Raw genomic sequence first — 18,871 nt, forward strand, 5'->3', positions numbered from 1 at the left:
ATTACCCATTACTTATTATTCATCAATAAAGCTCATCACTAAAAAACAAAATGCAATGGAAGAAAATAACAGCCAGTACTTAAGTTCTCAGGGCGGTAGACTGAATCATCCCGACGATTTAAAGAAATATTTTTCATCAAAAACCTTTAAAGATCATCTTTTAGAAAAAACAAACCCGTTGGTTTACTGTACGCTGACAATGGAGGGCAAAGATTTTCTTGAAAAGTCGAGTTATTCTGTGGAGCTTCACCAGAAAACCAATGATCATGACGGTTTTACCATTATCGTTCCTGATGATTCTCTGGATAGTTTTGAAGGCTATGTCATGGAGAATTCCAAAAATATTTTAGGAAAACGACTTACCTTAAATCTTCACCGTTTCGGGGAAGTGAAACAGTTATTTACGGGCATCATTGCCAACGTAAAAAATAAAAAAGAAAATGGCTACGGTAAGCTGTACATCAGCGGTTATGCTCCAAGTATTTTATTAGAAAACGGACAGGACTGCCAAAGCTACGAAGAAAAAACACTGGAGCAGATCATCGAATCTGTAACGTCAGAATATCCTGAAGACTGCAAAGTTCAGATCGAAAATCCAAACACGAAATACCAGCTTCCTTATACAGTACAATACAAAGAATCGGATTATCAGTTTATTAAAAGACTGGCCACACGATACGGAGAATATTTCTACTATAATGGTCAGAATCTAATATTCGGAAATAAAGTACAGCCCATCGTTACGTTAGAAGAAAACATTGATTTAATTGATGTTGAATTTGAATTAAAAATTAAACCTCAGGAATTCAATTATATCTCCTACGATGCTGAAAATGGAAGTAAAATAGAAAAAGATTCGTCATCTGCACAGATACAATATAAAGAAAACCCTTTTCAGGCGGTTGCCATTAATGCTTCAAAAAATGTCTACAAAAAGAAACCGGAAATGCTGTTTAACCACACCGGAATTTCTTCAGGCTCAGACAAAGAATTAAAAGAAGCAGTAAGAAAAGAAAGGGAAAAACGTGAAAACCTGATCTTAGTTCGTGGAAAAAGTAAAGATCCCGAACTTAAAATAGGCGGAAGAGCCAAGCTCAGCGATATCAATGGCAAAGCCATGGAAACGTACCGCATCATTGAGATCAAACATTTCCATGACGGAAATACGTATTATAATGAATTTGTAGGGATTCCGGATTTGTTTACAGCACCTTATCAGGATGATGAAGCCTTACCGTTGGGCGAAAAACAGTCTGCCAGAGTCATTGATAATAACGACCCGATGGGAATGGGAAGAGTAAAAGTTCAGTTCCCGTGGCAGGAAAAGAAGAGCGGGAAAACGCCTTGGCTGAGGCTGATACAGCCGCACTCGGGAAGTGGAAAAGGTTTTCATTTCATCCCTGAAATCGGCGAAGAAGTCTTAGTTGGTTTTGAATCCCAGAATGCTGAAAAACCTTTTGTGATGGGGGCTCATTACAATGGAAGTGAGACAAGTTCTTATCACACGAGTGGAAATGATAAAAAAGTAATTCATACTCGCTCTGGAACTAAGATTATTTTGAATGATGCGGAAGGCTCTGTCTTTATAGAAGATCCGAGTGGAAATACGTATTTGATGGATGGAGCGGGAAATATTAATGTTAATGCGCCAAATGACATCACTTTTACTGCCGGAAAAAATATGAATATCAATGTTGGTCAAAACATGACTACCACCGTGGGAATGAATAAATCAAGCAGCATTGGTATGAATAATACTCAAACTGTGGGAATGATGAAAATGACCTCTGTGACCGGGGATGCAAGTATGTTTGTTACAGGCAAGCTTACGGAAATGATTGAGGGCGATGTGCATAGTGAGACAAAAAAAGGGAAAACTGTGGTAAACAATGATGCCGGAATCGAAACCTCAAGTAATGCATCCATCACAAAGCATGCACAAACTGAGATTCAGAATAATAGTGGTGAAAAAAGCAAATCTCATTAAGTTTTTATTATGAGTAGAACAAGAATCATTAAAGGAAGATTAACCGAAATAATAGAAGGAGATTATGATATGTACTCTTCTTCTAATATTATATATAATTCTTCTGTTGAGATTAGAGAAGCTGGGGTAGAAAGAGGCATCACTTATGGAAGCCCCCAATATCCACCATTGGCACCACAGCCAATAAAACTCATCGTACACTTCCGTCCTCATAAAAATTGGAAAGGTGAGTTTGGTTTTGACTGGTTTAGATTAGGTGATACCATGCTTTATCGCGATGTAGCATTTAAAGATGTAGTGGCTTATCAGTATTCAGATTATCAGCTTACGAAACTTGTAGATAATTCAGTTAATGAAAATGTAAATAAAAAAAATGGTTATTTTAAGGTTGATGAAGAAATGCTGAATGAGTTGAAAAAGCTCTATAAGCCATTCACAATCCCATGGAAACAGACAAAAAATCCTGCAGGTAAAATGGTTGCTGAAGAATACTTTGTTCCCTGGCTGTCTTTGCTGAAAGATAAAGAAGCAAAAATTACTTTTTTGGCAGATATAAAACAGGAAGCAGATTATTTAGAATTTCCACCGTCAGATTATTTTACCTTTACTCCTAATACAATAGATATTAAAGGAAAGAAAAAAATATCTTTAAACGATTTTGATATCATCATAAAATGCATTAAAGAATTTGAAATTGACCAGACCATAGAATTAAAAGCTTTTAAAAAGACAGAAAAAGGAAACTTGGAAACGGTAGTAGGAAAATTGAATGTTTGGGCGAATGATGTTTCTAAGCAAAAAGAGAAAAATGTAGTTTTTGTGAAAGTATTTGTTCAAAATTTATCCGGTGGTATAAAGCCAAAACCTATTATTATTGATAATGAAAAGGAAAGAATTAATCAATATCTACAACAAGTTTATATTAAGTTATCAGATCAATCTGATATAATAGATTTAGATTTAACAAATGATAAAGATTTTCTCAATTTTATAACTGATAATGCTGTAGATTATAAGAAAACATTTGGTTATAGAAGCCTCGATGATTATTTAAAAATGAAATTGGAAAAAGATTATCCTAAAAAATACAGCAATCACTTCAAAGCATTTTATTTTGCGGAAAAAGGATATGGCGGACCTATGTCAAATCTTAATGGATATTCAGCTACTAATGCTGATTTTGTTGTTGCTTTTAGTACCAAGGACGATCAAACAGTTGTGCATGAATTTTTGCATTCAATGGGATTGGCACATACATTTACCAATAAATATACTGACAAGAATGCATTATTTACTTATGATTACGAAAGAACTGATAATTTAATGGATTATGTATCAGATACAGAAAAAAATAAACGAAACTCGCTTTACTATTGGCAGTGGAAAATTGCTAACGAATCTATAAAATAGGCAAATGAAAAAAATATTAATATTTCTTTGGCTGAGCATTTTTATGCAATGTCAAACACAAAATAAATTTGAAAAAATTATGGATAATAAATTTGAAAAAATAAATATTGATGAATATAAAAAAAATCAAAAAAATAATACGCTTATTCTAAATCAGGAGAATAAAAAAATAATTATTTTTCATCTGGAAAATAATTATTTTTCAGATGTTTATGAAAATAACAACCCTTTTAAAATTGAAAAAATTTTTTTTATCAACGGAAATATTAAAGAGAAAGCACTTGCATTTAATAATGGTGCATCAGTCGGTACTTGGTATCATTTTGACGAGACAGGAAGATTGATTAAAGAAGAAAATACTGATGAGGGTTACGATTTCAAACCAGAAGATGTAGTAAAATATTGCGAAAGTCACAAAATAAAACTTCCAAAAGGATATCAAGATTCCGGCTATAAAACAAGTGTTTATAAAAAGGAAATAGATGGCAAAAAAGTTTGGCAAATCTCTTATGTAATTGCAGTGGGAAAAGAGGAGTTTATTGAAGAGATCATTCTTGATGGTAAAACGGGTAAGCTAATTAAGAAAAAGCAGGTTTCTTATATTAATAATTAAGAAGGAAAAACTAGCTTTAAATATTATTCAAAGAATTACTTTAAAATACAGCAATCACTTCAAAGCATTTTATTTTGCCGAAAAAGGATATAGCGAACCTGTTTCAAACCTTAATGGATATTCAGCTACTAATGCTGATTTTGTTGTTGCTTTTAATACTCAAGACGATCAAACAGTTGTGCATGAATTTTTACATTCAATGGGATTGGCACATACATTTACCAATAAATATACTGACAAGAATGCATTATTTACTTATGATTATGAAAGAACTGATAATTTAATGGATTATGTATCGGATACAGAAAAAAATAAACGTAACTCACTTTACTATTGGCAGTGGAAATTGGCAAATAATTCAATAAAATAATAACATGAAAAAAATACTAATCATCATAATATTAATAAATACTCTGAATCAATGCAACTCTCAAAGTAATCAAAAAATGAAAATAGACCCATTAGATAAAAAATTCGAGCTCATTTATCCTGAAAAAGCACAACGTATTTCTATAGAAGGAGATAAAAAAACAATTTATATTTCATCAAAAGTAGGATATAATTTAACGAGTTATTACAATAATAGCTTTTTTATGCAAGTAAAAAATTATTACCCTTCCAGAAATATAGAGAACAAGGGTATTGCTTTTAATGAAGGGGCTCCTATTGGAATTTGGTACTATTTTGACGAATCTGGAAAACTAATAAAAGAAGAAAATACAGATGATGGTTACGATTTCACACCAAAAGATGTTGTAAAATACTGCGAAAGTCATAAAATAAAACTCCCAAAAGGATATCAAGATTCCGGCTATAAAACAAGTGTTTATAAAAAGGAAATAGAAGGCAAAAAAGTTTGGCAAATCTCTTATGTAATTGCAGTAGGAAAAGAGGAGTTTATTGAAGAGATCATTCTTGATGGTAAAACGGGTAAGCTTATTAAGAAAAAGCAGGTTTCTTATATTAATAATTAAGAAGGAAAAACTAGCTTTAAATATTATTCAAAGAATTACTTTAAAATACAGCAATCATTTTAAAGCATTTTATTTTGCGGAAAAAGGATATGGCGGACCTATGTCAAACCTTAATGGATATTCAGCTACTAATGCTGATTTTGTTGTTGCTTTTAATACTCAAGACGATCAAACAGTTGTGCATGAATTTTTACATTCAATGGGATTGGCACATACATTTACCAATAAATCTACTGACAGTAATGCATTATTTACCTATGATTATGAAAGAACTGATAATTTAATGGATTATGTATCTGATATGGAGAAAAACAAACGCGCCTCACTTTATTATTGGCAATGGAAAGTTGCCAACGAAACAATAAAATAATATTATGAAAAAAATAATTTTAATAGTATTGATAAATATGTTTATACAATGCCATACACAGAAAAAAAATGAAATAATGATACCAATAATAGATAATAGATTTGAAAAATTTGATGTTAATTCTTTTAATACTAATTCTACTAAAGATTATTTTTATATAAGTAAAGACAGCACTATCTATATTCAAGAAACCCAATCATTTGGTTATGTTGAAAGTCAGTTTAATTTAAATACATATTTTAAAATTAATAAATTTTTCTTTAAAAATGGTAACGTAAAAATGAAGGGTTATTTATTTCATGAGGGTTCTGCCATTGGTATATGGTATCATTTTGACGAATCTGGAAAACTAATAAAAGAAGAAAATACAGATGATGGTTACGATTTCAAACCAGAAGATGTTGTAAAATACTGTGAAAGTCATAAAATAAAACTCCCAAAAGGATATCAAGATTCCGTCTATCAAACAAGTGTTTATAAAAAGGAAATAGATGGCAAAAAAGTTTGGCAAATCTCTTATGTAATTGCTGTGGGAAAAGAGGAATTTATTGAGGAGATCACTCTTGATGGCAAAACGGGTAAGCTTATTAAGAAAAAGCAGGTTTCTTATATTAATAATTAAGAAGGAAAAAATAGTCTAATATGAAATCACAAATACAGATTTTATATACCTTTCTTATTCTATTAATTTTTCTGGGAGCTTTAATAGAATGTTTAACTTCTGCTTACCAAAATAATGTTATTGGAGTATTTATGAAAAAAAGAAATACAATCTTTTAAAAACCAATGGGGAAACATTATTAATTGACTTCGATTACATACATTATGATGGTAATTTTGGTTTAAAAGAAAATTCAATTCTAGTGTTTAATTCTGTTGGAAGTTATTTCTATTATTATAAGATAAAATAAAAATATATATATTTCTCAAAACAGTTGGCATGATTTGATTTCCAGAAGTTTATAGAATAGGCATTCCGTTTGGAAGATAGAGCATTTAAAGAACTAATTTAATTGAAATTATAAAATTAGATGGTGTTACAGGAAAAATTGTAGGTACAGAAAATCAGGAATATATTAATAATTAATAACAAAATCTCTGCTATCAATTTAGCGGAGATTTTGTTATTAGGCACAACCATGATCCGATTGGAAAGGAAAAAATAAGAGTTCAGTTCCTATGGCAGGAAAAGAAAGCGGGAAAACGCCTTGGCAGAGACTGATACAGCCACATTCGGGAAGTGGAAAAGGTTTTCATTTTATTCCTGAAATTGGCGAAGAAGTATCTGTTGATTTGAATCTCATAATATTGAGAAACCTTTTGTAGCGGAAGCTCATTATAATAGTTCAGAAACAAACTCTAACCATACATGTGGAAATTTAAAAAATAACTCAACACAAAGCTGAACTAAAGCCAAAGCTCTTCAGTTTTGTTACTAATCTAAAAATTAAATTCTTTTCATTTTTTATATCAAGAACCCATGCTTCAAATTTTAAATAAATCTTTTTACATTTGAGCATGAACAACAGAAACCGCGGTAAAAACACAGGCGACGACACCCTATTTGGATCAGAAAAGCAAATTGACAAATTAAAATTGGCGGTTCAGGATATGAATTATCTTTTAAGCAGAGACTATGCTGAAAAGGCAAGTTCGGAATTGATAGGAAATCACTATAGATTAAAAACCAGACAGATTCAGGCTTTGCGTGGGGTATCTGCATCAGAAAATCAAATCCAAAATCGAAGATTAAAACAGTTTGAAATATCAGATGTAAAAGATAAAATTATTTATTTAGACGGTTTTAATGTGTTGATTTTATTAGAAAGTCTGCTTTCCGAAGCCTATATTTTTAGAGGTGTTGACGGTTGCTATCGCGATCTTTCGGGTGTTCATGGAACGTATAAAAGAGTGAATCAAACGCAAAGGTCTATAGAATTGGTTTCAATTTTTTTCCAAAAAGCAGAACTTCAAAAACTGATCTGGATTTTCGATAAGCCCGTTTCAAATAGCGGAAGGATCAAAGAAATTATTATCAAATTTGCTCAGGAAAATAACCTCAGTTGGGAAGTTGATCTACAATTTAATCCAGATAAGTTTTTAGCAGAAAATGCTGAAATCATCGTTTCTTCCGATGCTTGGATCTTAGATCATTGTCAGAAATGGTTCAATCTTATTGATTTTTTAATTCAGGAGGAAAAACTTTCTGTTAATCTTGTAAAAATATTTTAAATGAATGTATTCGAAAAATATATTCCACTGTTTTCTGAGCCTTGGAAAGAAAGATATAAAACCATTTTATCCGAAGAGCACGTAAAAAGTATTCAAAATAATATTCAAAAGTATAAAGACAACGCTTTAGATTGGGACTTACCTTATTTTAATGAAGAAATAAAAATAAAACGCCACCAAAGTTTTAATACATTCATCAATATTCTTGAAACAGCTGATTCAGATGAGGTTAAAGTTCAAAAACTACAGAAAATTCCGTTTGAATATTGGCTTGATGTTTTAGGGCAGAGATTGACTTCGGCAAGTATTCGTGATGAAACTGCAATTCCGCCACTTAGAAATATATTGATTGAAAGCTGTGAGAAACCTTTTAATAATGAAATTACCATCGCACAGCGCGCTTGGGAAAAGCATGTCGGGAGAATGGATGACTTGTTTTGGAGCGAAGTAAAAGGCAATAACAAACAGAAACAGCAAAAAGTAATGGAGAAAATTAATTACATTATTGACAATAAAACCTGGTGGAATGTCTTCTTTCATTACAAACATGAGTTGGTCTACGAAATAAGAGAAAAAGAAGGTCACGGAATCCGATGGAGCCATGGAGGTGAAAATTTGATTGGTTTTTTAGAAGGTTTTATTAATGAATAAATGTAGAACGTAAAAATATTGCGCACCTGTTTTTCATTTTTACACATTAAAATTATAAAAATGAACACATTTATCGACATTGGCATTAACCTGACCAATAAACAATTCGACAACGAACACGAAGAAATCATCAACAGAGCGTTGGATAATGGAGTAGAACAGATGATCCTTACAGGGACAAGCGTCCGCGGAAGCAAAGAATCAGCAGAGATTGCAGAGGATTTTCCCGAAATTTTATTTTCAACGGCAGGAATTCATCCTCACGATGCTAAATCTTTTAATAATGAAAGCATCAATGAACTTCGAAAATTATTAAAACAAAACCAAGTCATCTCCGTCGGAGAATGCGGGCTGGATTTTGATCGCGATTTTTCACCAAGACCTATTCAGGAAAAATGTTATCGCGCTCAACTCGAATTGGCAATTGAAGTTGACAAACCTCTTTTTCTTCACGAAAGATCTGCATTTAAAAAATTCAATGAAATCACGGATGAATATCTTTCAAAACTTCCTGAAGCGGTCGTTCATTGTTTTACAGGAACTTTAGAAGAAGCAAAAGTTTATCTGGATAAAGGATTTTATTTAGGATTTACGGGAGCAATTAGTGATGAAAAAAGATTCAAACATTTGGAAGATGTTATCAAATATATTCCTCTTGACCGAATGATGATCGAAACAGACGCACCATTCATGTTGCCGAAAAATATGCCGAGGACACAAAACCGCAGAAACGAACCATCTTATCTACCTTATGTTGCACAAACAATCGCCAAATTAAAGAAAGTAAGTATTTCCGAAGTCGCGGATGAAACGACAGAAGTCGCCAGAAAGTTTTTCAGAATATAGAAAAGAGCTCTACAAATTAATGTAAAGCTCTTTTTATTTATAGCATTGCTTTTTGTTTAGATGCTTTTCCAAGCAGCTTCTAAAGCCAGTTCGATCATTGGTTTCAAAGCTGTTTCTCTTTGGTCAGCCGAAATATTTTCGTGAGTCGGAATAATATCAGTTACGGTAAGGATCGTTGCTGCATTTTTCCCTAAATGTTTTGCATTGGCATATAATCCGAAAGCTTCCATTTCCACGGCCGGACAGTTATATTTTGTAGCAATTGCCGGAACAGCAGGATCTTTTCTGTAGAAAATATCACTACTGTGAACATTGATCGCTTTAGTTTTTAAAGCTAATTCTTCCGCAGTTGTATTAATGGTGTCAAAAATATTTCCTTGGTGAGAAAGAATTTCATCTTCAATTTCCCATGCGTATTTTGCATAGGTACTTTCACTCGCAGCATTTTCAACATTTAAAATATCAAAAGTTTTCAAATCTGTTGTATAAGCACCACAAGTTCCGATTCTGATGATCGTTTCCACTTCATATTCTGTGTACAGCTCAAAAGAATAGATTCCAATGCTTGGAAATCCCATTCCGCTTGCTCCTACAGTGATTTCTTTACCTTTATAAAGACCCGTATAATAAAAAATACCTCTTGTTTTACTTACTAATTTTGCGTTTTCTAAAAAGTTTTCTGCAATATACTGTGCGCGAAGCGGATCCCCCGGCTGCAATACAACTTTAGCAATTTCTCCTTTCTTTGCACTGATGTGAATACTCATAATTTTATTTTGAATGGTGCAAAGATAGCAAATCTGTGAAAAGCGAATTGTCAATTTGTTCTACACATCAATGTATAAGAGACAATTATTATCTTTATGTAAAATTTAAAAAAAATGAAGATAGAGCATATCGCTATTTGGGTCAAAGATTTAGAAAAAATAAAAGAATTTTATCAAAAATATTTCGGAGCGGTTTCCAATGAAAAATACCATAATCCTATAAAAAACTTTGAGTCATATTTCTTAAGTTTTGAAGACGGTTCACGATTGGAGATCATGACAAGACCAGATATCCAGGAAGGAAACAGTTCTTATGAAGCTCAGAGATTCGGAATTACACATCTTGCATTCTCAACAGGCAGCAAAGAAAAAGTTGACACGCTGACAGAAACCTTAAGGAATGACGGCTACAAAATTGCCGGAGAACCGCGTACATCAGGCGATGGTTATTACGAAAGTGTAATTCTCGATCCGGAAAATAATATTATTGAGATTATACGTTAAGTCTTTGTGAGAAACAAAGCGAGCTAGTGATGAGGCTGTTGAAGTAAAGTAATCTCAAAAATATTTATTACCAATTACCAATTGCTCATTATTTATTTTTAGGAGCAATTTCCCGATTGAAACGGCATCCTTTTTTGTTACGGCCTCCGCTTCGCTCCGGCCGTAACAAAAAAGGATGCCGTTTCAATCGGGGCTAGGGTCTTTGTCTTTCTTTCAAAATTTGTCATTGAGAACCGAAGGTGAAGCAATCTCAAATAAAATAATAAAGCCAACTATAACATCCATTTTGTCATTTCGGAGGAATCTCAACTATCACCAATAAAACCTTGTTAAAAAAACAATATTTACAGCAAAATATTTATATTTTTTTAATTCATTAATAACGAATAATATTTTATTTTTGTTAGATGCTGGAAAATACCTCCCCATTTTTAGACACCTTGTTTCTTCTCCGAAAAGATGAATGCATCACTATTTTCTCGGATTTGAAAGAAATTTCAAAAAAGGAAGAACAAGACGCATCCGATTATTTTGAAACCGAGTTTGAAAAAGAAAGACTGGAGTTTTTATCAGATCAAATAAACTGTAATAAAGAAACAGCAGTTTGGGCAGGAAAAATATTATATCACAGTGCTCAATTGTATTTAATTCGTAGAGATACAGCAAAGGATTTAGGTCAATTAATTCCACCATATAAAGGAACAAGGGATATTTCATCAATTTTGTCGGCAGACTTATCATTAAGATTTTTACCGCAAATTGTTGAGGGATTACAAATTGCAGATGCGGAGGATCCTTTGATTAAAATGTTGGAAAATATTTTATCACAATTTCATTATTCAGCAATCGGATCTGAAATTGATGTAGAAAAAGTAAATTGGGAAGAAGAATTAAAAGATAAAACCTACCGAAAACTATATCTCGAAAGAATTGTAGAAAAGAAAGCCTACCAATTGGCGGAAATTCCGTTTATTAACAAATTATTGATTGCAGAATTTGGTATGCATAAAGACGTATTCTGGAGAGAATTAAAAAATGTAAATAGTTGATAGAAACTTTGTGAACTTTGCTGAGTTGAACGCCTTTGCGAACTTAAAAACAGTTAGTAGTCAAAAAAACTTTGCGTGCTTTGCGTTAAAAAAAGCATTATTCAGGAAAGAAAGCACTCTTTACATTAGAAAAAAAATATAAAAACTGAGAAATCAATGACTCAAAATATAAATAAATTAAACACAGTTCTTAATTACGTAAAAGATACCTTCGTCGGCAAAAACGATGTAGTCGATCTGTTGGGAATCTGTTTATTAGCAAGAGAAAACGCCTTTTTATATGGCCCTCCGGGAACGGCAAAATCCGCCATTATAAGAACATTGGCAAAAACCGTGAAAGACGGAAAAAACTTTGAGTATCTCTTAACCCGCTTTACAGAGCCAAACGAAATTTTCGGACCTTTTGATATCAGAAAATTAAAAGATGGCGAACTTTTAACCAACACAGAAGGCATGATGCCGGAAGCATCAATGGTCTTTCTGGACGAGATCTTCAATGCCAATTCTGCCATTCTGAACTCACTTTTGATGGCGTTAAATGAAAAGATCTTCAAAAGAGGAAAAGAAACAAAAAAGCTTCCTGCATTAATGTTTGTGGGTGCAAGTAACGTTCTCCCTGAAGATGAAGCTTTGAATGCATTATTCGACCGTTTTCTGATCAGAATTAATGTTGATTATGTACATCCGGATCTCCTTCAACAGGTACTTTTAGCCGGAAGAAAATTAGAAAACAATATTGAAACTGAAACTCCTGAAATTCTTTCTGACGAGATCCGAGAACTTCAAAATTTATGCAGAAGTATTGATCTGAAACCGATTTATGAGGTTTATCTAAATACAATTATCAGCCTTCGAAATACAGGAATCGCAATTTCCGACCGTCGAGCCGTGAAACTGCAAAATTTAATTGCTGCAAGCGCTTTGATTTGTGGCAGAAATGAAGCGATCCTTTCTGATCTTTGGGTATTGAAACACATTTGGGACACTGAAGAACAGATCGAGATTCTGGAAGGAATCATCAACCGAACCATTGAAAAAGATGAAGATCCGAAATCGCATCCGCAAGCTTTACAAAACAAGACTCCGAATCCGGAGGAAGTGATGAAAGATGTAAAAATCTTGATTGATAAATGGGAAGGCGGAACTTTGAGTTTTGAAGAGCAAAATGTTATTAAAGATAAATTAAGATACCTTCAAACCCGATGCGACTGGATCAGACATCCTGAACAAAAACTATACATTCAAAAAGAAATTGAAAGTCTATGGCAGAAGATTCTTCAAACCGTATAAAAGAATTTTGGGCAGAACTTCCACGTGCTGATGAAGATTTTCTGGGCTCAATTCGTGACTGGAAAAATGTTCAGATCGCTTTGGAAGAAGATGTAATCTGGTTGAAAAAATTTACCGAAGAACAGTCTGTTTCTGCGGAAATTCAGCAATTGCCTAACTTTTTATTGTATGAATTAAGAGGCGGACTTCTGTTCCGAAAAGATGCTTTGGTTCCCACTAAGAAAGTGAGAACAGCTTTGCTGTGGTCGCCAATTGATAAAGCTTTGCGTTTGACTTTTCCACCATCAAATCATAATTTTTTTGGAATTGATGAAAAAGTACTGGTTAGATTAAAAACAAGCGAAGAAGAGCAACCCGCAATTGCTTTATTAAGCTCAATATCAGAAATAAAAAAAGTGATTGTTGCTTTTCCAAAATTCAAATTAAACAAAATTGAATGGATCGTGATGGAAAATAAGGCTTTATTTCTCGGAACTCCGTTATTAAGTTTTCCGGGGAAAACATATTGGACGAAAGACGGACATCTTTTGCCGACAGGTTTTGATTTTGAATTTAAAAATTTGAGTTCATTACTTCAAAAAAAGTATAATGAAAGTTTAGATCAATGGCTTGTGTGGAATGAAGACGGAACTTATATTTCAATTAATAAAAAGGATTTCCGAAAATTGTCTGTAAGCTCGTTTCGTCTCACTGAAAAAGCACAAGAATGGATGTAAAAGAATATTTTCAGTCATATGAGCATTATTTCTGGGAGTGGACAACTGATGAAGATATTCATGATGACACCGGATATAATGAAAACAATCTTATTTCGATTCCGAATGTAGGTACAATCGCTTATAGACCTTATATTATAGAAGTTTTAAAAGAATTACAGTCTCAGGGATTTCCTCCTTTTGGAGCTATACTTTTAGCTTTATATGCAACTCAAGATGGATATTTAAATTTGGATGGAGTTTTTTATTATTTAAAAAAGATCCAATCAGAAAGTCGTGAAGAACTTAGATTAGATATTGATTTGGGCTTAAAATTTCTTGAGAATTTAAGGAATTTAGATATGATTTATAAGAAAGGACAAAATAGGATTATTCTTTTACAAACTATTTTTAAACATTCTCCTAAATCAGTTTCATCTGTTAGTTCAGAGCTCATGTTGAAGGTTTTTGCAAAAAGACCTTATAGTATTTCTGAATGTGCAAAGAAGAAAGAGTTGACAGAACCCGTTAAGATAAAAGATATTCGCACTTTAGCAATATTAAACGGGAAATTTCCCACAGCGCAGTCTATTATCGATGCAATGAAAAGCATGGTAGATCTTCCCGAATTAGAAGATGAAGTTATACAAGAAGAAACCACCATTGAAACCAATAAAGACTTTATTCAGGAATTAATTGAAGATCCCAAAACGTTTCAGGTTGGTAGCTTGATAAAAAGAATTTGGAGCGGTCTTAAAATTCCGATGCGCCATCTTTCTCCCGGTGAACAACCGATCGGAGGAATTTCTGATATGACCAACAAAGGCGAATTATCAAGAATGCTTTTATCTGAATTTGCGAATGAAGATGAGGTTTTCATGAATCGGCTTGCCAATAATGAAGCCTTGTACATTCAGCGTGAAATTCCGCCTGAGGAAAATATTTTTGAAAGAATAATTTTAATTGATACTTCTCTTAAAAATTGGGGAACACCAAAGGTTTTGGCCTTTGCTTCAGCCATCGCTGTGATCAAACATCCGAAAGCGCATTCTGAATGTAAAGTTTTTGCTTTAGGGCAGACAAATGTGGCGATTTCTTTAGATAAAGTGGAAGAAGTGGTTGATAATTTAAATCAGGTAAGTCCGGTTTTAGAAGTTTCATCAGCTTTGGATAGATTTTTTCAGGAGGAACATAAAGAAAAAGATCTGGAAGTTTTCTTCATTACGCATCAGGAAAATTTGTTGAACGAAAATATTCAGAGAACGATTCACGAAAATAGAGATCGGTTAAAATTTTTAGTCACTACTTCGGCTGATGGAGAATTAAATTTCTATAAACATCACAAGGGAGCAAGAAAACATGTTCAAAAAATAGTTCTTCCTTTAAAAGAATTATGGGCAAATCCGCCACAGAGAAGAAAGAATAGAGATCATGATACTTCGTCAAGTGGTAAAAAAACAGACTTACCATTAAATTATCCGATTTTATTTCCAACACCGACTCATAAAATTGCTCAATTTTTATATGAAGGTGAATTTTTCATTTTAAGTAATAAAAAACAGTTGTTGAAGACTTATCTTTCTGATAATTATTACAATAGAGATTATTATGATTATTACAAAACCTACCATGGAAGCGAAGTTTTGATTGAAGATATTTCTGTAAAACCGCGAGGACAGTTTGCTTTGGCGAAAAATAAGCAACAGCAGTTCATTCTCTGTCAATATCAACCGGATAAAAAGTTGATTTCTAAATTAAATGTAAATACTAAAGAATATTCAGATCTTAATGTAACGGGACAGAATATTCCTGCAGATTCAAGACTGATTTATTTTGGCAGGAGTTTTTACTTATTTCATGCAGATGTGCCTTCAATTTTCAAAATAAATATTGATGGAAATATCTCTATTGAATCTGTAAAAAACGATGCAGAAATTCAAAAAAATGATACAAAAGCATTAGCAGAAGCTTCAAGATTAAATTATAATGGAATTAAAATAGTAGGTAATTTCAGTAAAATTGGAATCAATACAAAAGGTAATTTAGTTGTTTCCGGAAATGAATTAAATAAGAATTATGAAAACTCAATAAATTTCATCAAAAACAAATTTGAGATTAAAATTCTTGCTGAACAAAATAAAAATAAATTCACTTTTCCTGATGGAAGCGAGATGATTACAGATTCCCGAGGAATGTTGACCTTTAAAAGCAGTAACGGAAATATTCCAACATTTTATATACCTTCTACAGAACAGGGTTTCTTGTCGTTGTCGACCAATGTAGAATTCGGTGGATCAGAATATTATCTACCCGAAAATACGTTGTTGAAAGTGAAAAAAATGGAAGATATGTACTCTGAATATCTCGAAAAATTTATCAATCAAATTTTGGAATATGGAGCTTAGAATTAAACCTTTTCCGAAAAATAATTATCCTAAAAAAGGACTTTTAATAAAAGGTTCTTCACCATCGATTTGGCTCCACGAAATGGAGATTTTAGGAATTGATTTAGACCAAATTCAGTCTTTTCCGATTCCTTCTAACAAACCGAATATTTTGTATGGTTGTTTTTTAGTTTTTCAAAATAATACTCCAAACGAAATTGGAAAAAATTCTTATTTTCAATGTTTTGATAATAAATTATTCATTCCTGAAAACACGATTTTTTATCCCAAAATAAATTCTGAAGACTGGCAAAATATAGATGCTGACTATCTCATTATGCATCCGGAATTTGGTTTGGTTAAGGTATCAGAACAAATCGATTGGATCTCATTAATTCAAGATCCTGAAAAATCAAATATTGTTGTCCGAAAACCATCAAATGGTGTAAAAATTCCTCAGAAAATTGAGAGTTATACCGTAGAGATGGATGATGAAAAAATTCTGGAAGCTCTTGAAAAACCACAGACAGAAGAAGAATGGATGAAAAACCTGCCTTTTGACTTGAAAAAAGTGATGGCAGGAAACAAAAAAGAAGTTGAAAAATATCTAAGTTATATCGAAAAATATCCCGACAGAGCGGTAGAATTAGGTGTTCCGCTTGATGTGATGGGAACTTCAAGAGGTGACGGTTTCGGGATTTTTAAATTTCAGAATCCATGGCTCAATAAATTATTTGGCGGAAATTCTTCAAATGACAAAAAATCTGCCTATTCTCAAAAATACCGTTGGATATTTTTTGTGTTTTTGATTGCTATTGGATTGTTCAGATTTTTCATTTTTCTAAATAAAGAAAAACCTGTAGAAAATACTCCGATGCCTTCATCAGGAAAGGTTTCGAATGTAGATGAAAATATGATGAAACCTGTGGTTGCCTATCAATCGGGAGTTACAGATATCGATATGAAGATTGATTCAATGTATGGAAGAGAAAGACGCGAATTGATGAACGAACATTTGAATGCATCATTAAAAATTAATATGCCCAATGAAAAAAGTTATGAAGAATATTTAAAGAATGGCGGAAGACCGATTAATAAAATTCAGGATGAAATTTTCAAACTTAATGATAAAACAGATGTTTCAAAAGATTCATTAAAGAAAGTTTACAGCAAAAAAATTGTAAAATATCTTGCTCAAAGTGAAGAAAAATACAAGAAAAAAATCACAGATTCTCTTAATAAAATAAGCTCAGGAAAACCGGCTGAACAGGGAATTGTAAAAACGATATTGAAAAAGAAACAGGTTTTGATTGAAGATTCTTTAGGTCGCCTTTATGGGACAAAAGAATACATCGAACCACCAATTGATCCGAATAAAGCCCAAAAAGTGGAGACATTGGAAAAGGAAAAACCTTATTCAAAATATGATATTTCTTTCTCGGAGATTATCTGGTTAATAATTTTCATGACAGGAGTTGTCGGGCTGTATTCTTTTATTGTAAAAAGAAGATCTTTAAATATTGGAGGCGACAATGTCCCAAGTGGAATTAAAATTTTTCTAATTATAGTGCTTGTCGCTTTGTTAGCATATATTTTCTACCCTTTGATCGAAATGTTCGGCTACAACTGGTTTGTCTGGCTCCTCATTATTGGTGTCGTATTGCTTCTTTACAGGCTTTTCAGTGAAGATAAAACTATTTTAAAATCAGATAAAGATGAATAGGCAGAAGTTTATAGACAAGTTCATGACGGCATTTTTTATTCTGGTGATCATCAAGGTTATCGGGATTTTAGCGCAGCTTTTTCATCAGAGTTTTTGGAGTGTTATTGGGACTTTAGTGATTTTTGCCTTCGTTGCATTTATCATTTTCATTGTCCTTATTCGTTTAGAAGACAAGGAAAAAGAAAAACAAGCATCCGGCCGTAAAGGTGGAGCTGGTGGCGGCAATTTCTATCTTGAACCTTCACTTTTCGATAAGATTAGAAGTAAATACGAAGACTTAGCTCAAAAATATATTGACGAAAAAGATTACAAAAGAGCTGCAAAAGTGTACATGAATCTTCTTCGTGACCATTATCGTGGCGCTCAAACATTGCAAGATGGTGGATTTTATAATGAAGCAGCTGTAATTTATCTTAAAAAATTAAAAAATAAATCTGAAGCAGCAAACTGTTATGAAAAAGCAAAACAATACAGAAAAGCTATCGATTTGTATAAAGAACTAGAACAAAAAGAAAAAGTTGGGGATTTATATATTGAAATTCATGATATAAAAAATGCACATACCTACTATCAAATGGTCGTTGATGATTATGTAAACAATAATCAGATGGTAAAAGCGTCATTAATTTATCGCAAAAAAATGGAAACACCGGAAGCTGCTCAACAGGTTTTATTAAATGGCTGGGAGGAAAATAAAGATGCTTTTAATTGCCTTAATAATTATTTTGCGAATATTTTTGATGTGAAAAAACTGGACAGCGAAATTAAAAATTTATATAAGAAAACTCCATCTGATAAAAAGAATATTTATCTGGAAGCCTTGAAGTATGAGTTTAAAAAAGATGAAAAACTTCATTCTACAACAAGAAATATAGCATACGAAATTATTGCAGAAAAGGTAAACACCCATTCAGAAATCGTAAATGAGCTGAAACATTTCAATCCAAAAGATGAAGTTATTCTAAAAGATATTTCCAGGTTTAAAACTGGGAGGAATAAAATGTTTAGGAATTAATAATCATTAAGTAACAAACTCCTGTCATTGCGAACCGAAGGTGAAGCAATCTATGTCAAAATAACCTGTTTTTTTATTGAGATTGCCTCGGCTCCTCTCACAATGATAAAATTATCAACAAATTAAGAAAAAGATTTATCTTTGCGGCAACAAAATTATGACAATACAAATAGCACATATCAGTTTGAATCTATGCGATCGCCCTGCAATAAAGGGATCGTTTGGATATGAATGGATGATATGGAATGAAGCGAAATGTGCTTGCTTTGGAAATTATTTACTGTAAACTCGTAAAAATTTAATCAAAATACCACAAAAACGCTTCGACAATCGAGGCGTTTTTTGTGTTTTTAGGTCAGAA

General features: G+C 32.5%; 18 protein-coding genes. 17 read left to right on the plus strand and 1 reads right to left on the minus strand.

Annotated elements, in window-relative coordinates:
- Positions 1-55 precede the first annotated feature (55 nt).
- From EG348_RS10640 to EG348_RS10680, 10 genes are all read left to right on the plus strand, one after another.
- Positions 56-1,987 (plus strand): type VI secretion system Vgr family protein, encoded by a 1,932-nt coding sequence (locus EG348_RS10640; RefSeq protein ID WP_123983104.1) that lies wholly within the window; start codon positions 56-58, stop codon positions 1,985-1,987.
- A gap of 9 nt (positions 1,988-1,996) precedes the next feature.
- The gene (locus EG348_RS10645) at positions 1,997-3,397 is read left to right on the plus strand and encodes a hypothetical protein (protein WP_123983105.1); all 1,401 of its coding nucleotides are present in this window, start codon (positions 1,997-1,999) and stop codon (positions 3,395-3,397) included.
- A gap of 79 nt (positions 3,398-3,476) precedes the next feature.
- Positions 3,477-4,010, plus strand: a complete 534-nt coding sequence (locus tag EG348_RS10650) for a hypothetical protein (RefSeq protein ID WP_228414861.1) — start codon at positions 3,477-3,479, stop codon at positions 4,008-4,010.
- A 446-nt stretch (positions 4,011-4,456) separates the two neighbouring features.
- On the plus strand, positions 4,457-4,984 hold the full coding sequence (locus EG348_RS10655; RefSeq protein ID WP_228414862.1) for a hypothetical protein: 528 nt from the start codon (positions 4,457-4,459) through the stop codon (positions 4,982-4,984).
- 100 nt (positions 4,985-5,084) lie between these two features.
- On the plus strand, positions 5,085-5,354 hold the full coding sequence (locus tag EG348_RS10660; RefSeq protein WP_123983108.1) for a reprolysin-like metallopeptidase: 270 nt from the start codon (positions 5,085-5,087) through the stop codon (positions 5,352-5,354).
- 4 nt (positions 5,355-5,358) lie between these two features.
- Positions 5,359-5,976: a hypothetical protein gene (locus tag EG348_RS10665; protein WP_228414863.1), complete on the plus strand. Its 618-nt coding sequence runs from the start codon at positions 5,359-5,361 to the stop codon at positions 5,974-5,976.
- Positions 5,977-6,533: 557 nt separating this feature from the next.
- Positions 6,534-6,680, plus strand: a complete 147-nt coding sequence (locus EG348_RS21690; RefSeq protein ID WP_164463281.1) for a phage baseplate assembly protein V — start codon at positions 6,534-6,536, stop codon at positions 6,678-6,680.
- A 192-nt stretch (positions 6,681-6,872) separates the two neighbouring features.
- Complete coding sequence (locus EG348_RS10670; protein ID WP_123983109.1) at positions 6,873-7,586, plus strand: DUF434 domain-containing protein; 714 nt, start codon at positions 6,873-6,875, stop codon at positions 7,584-7,586.
- Complete coding sequence (locus EG348_RS10675; RefSeq protein WP_123983110.1) at positions 7,587-8,237, plus strand: hypothetical protein; 651 nt, start codon at positions 7,587-7,589, stop codon at positions 8,235-8,237.
- Between the two features lie 60 nt (positions 8,238-8,297).
- A complete protein-coding gene (locus EG348_RS10680) occupies positions 8,298-9,083 on the plus strand; it encodes a TatD family hydrolase (protein ID WP_123983111.1) in 786 nt (261 codons plus the stop codon).
- 56 nt (positions 9,084-9,139) lie between these two features.
- Here the strand turns inward: EG348_RS10680 and deoD are convergent, their stop codons facing one another.
- Positions 9,140-9,850 (minus strand): purine-nucleoside phosphorylase, encoded by a 711-nt coding sequence (gene deoD / locus EG348_RS10685; RefSeq protein WP_123983112.1) that lies wholly within the window; start codon positions 9,848-9,850, stop codon positions 9,140-9,142.
- A 114-nt stretch (positions 9,851-9,964) separates the two neighbouring features.
- Here deoD and EG348_RS10690 point away from each other — a divergent pair, with 114 nt between their 5' ends.
- The 7 genes from EG348_RS10690 to EG348_RS10720 all read left to right on the plus strand — a co-directional run bounded on the left by EG348_RS10690 (position 9,965) and on the right by EG348_RS10720 (position 18,510).
- A complete protein-coding gene (locus tag EG348_RS10690) occupies positions 9,965-10,354 on the plus strand; it encodes a VOC family protein (RefSeq protein WP_123983113.1) in 390 nt (129 codons plus the stop codon).
- A 407-nt stretch (positions 10,355-10,761) separates the two neighbouring features.
- Complete coding sequence (locus tag EG348_RS10695) at positions 10,762-11,403, plus strand: hypothetical protein (RefSeq protein ID WP_228414864.1); 642 nt, start codon at positions 10,762-10,764, stop codon at positions 11,401-11,403.
- Between the two features lie 156 nt (positions 11,404-11,559).
- On the plus strand, positions 11,560-12,693 hold the full coding sequence (locus tag EG348_RS10700) for an AAA family ATPase (protein WP_123983114.1): 1,134 nt from the start codon (positions 11,560-11,562) through the stop codon (positions 12,691-12,693).
- Positions 12,666-13,409 (plus strand): hypothetical protein, encoded by a 744-nt coding sequence (locus tag EG348_RS10705; protein WP_123983115.1) that lies wholly within the window; start codon positions 12,666-12,668, stop codon positions 13,407-13,409. Before EG348_RS10700 ends, EG348_RS10705 begins: the two co-directional genes overlap by 28 nt.
- Positions 13,400-15,793: a hypothetical protein gene (locus EG348_RS10710; protein WP_123983116.1), complete on the plus strand. Its 2,394-nt coding sequence runs from the start codon at positions 13,400-13,402 to the stop codon at positions 15,791-15,793. The genes EG348_RS10705 and EG348_RS10710 overlap by 10 nt, the downstream gene beginning before the upstream one ends.
- Positions 15,783-17,495: an APC family permease gene (locus EG348_RS10715; RefSeq protein ID WP_123983117.1), complete on the plus strand. Its 1,713-nt coding sequence runs from the start codon at positions 15,783-15,785 to the stop codon at positions 17,493-17,495. The genes EG348_RS10710 and EG348_RS10715 overlap by 11 nt, the downstream gene beginning before the upstream one ends.
- Positions 17,488-18,510 carry a tetratricopeptide repeat protein gene (locus tag EG348_RS10720; protein ID WP_123983118.1) on the plus strand — a complete coding sequence of 341 codons (1,023 nt, stop codon included), beginning with the start codon at positions 17,488-17,490 and terminating at the stop codon, positions 18,508-18,510. The genes EG348_RS10715 and EG348_RS10720 overlap by 8 nt, the downstream gene beginning before the upstream one ends.
- The last annotated feature ends 361 nt before the right edge of the window (positions 18,511-18,871 follow it).

Source organism: Chryseobacterium sp. G0201 (assembly GCF_003815655.1).
GTDB lineage: Bacteria > Bacteroidota > Bacteroidia > Flavobacteriales > Weeksellaceae > Chryseobacterium.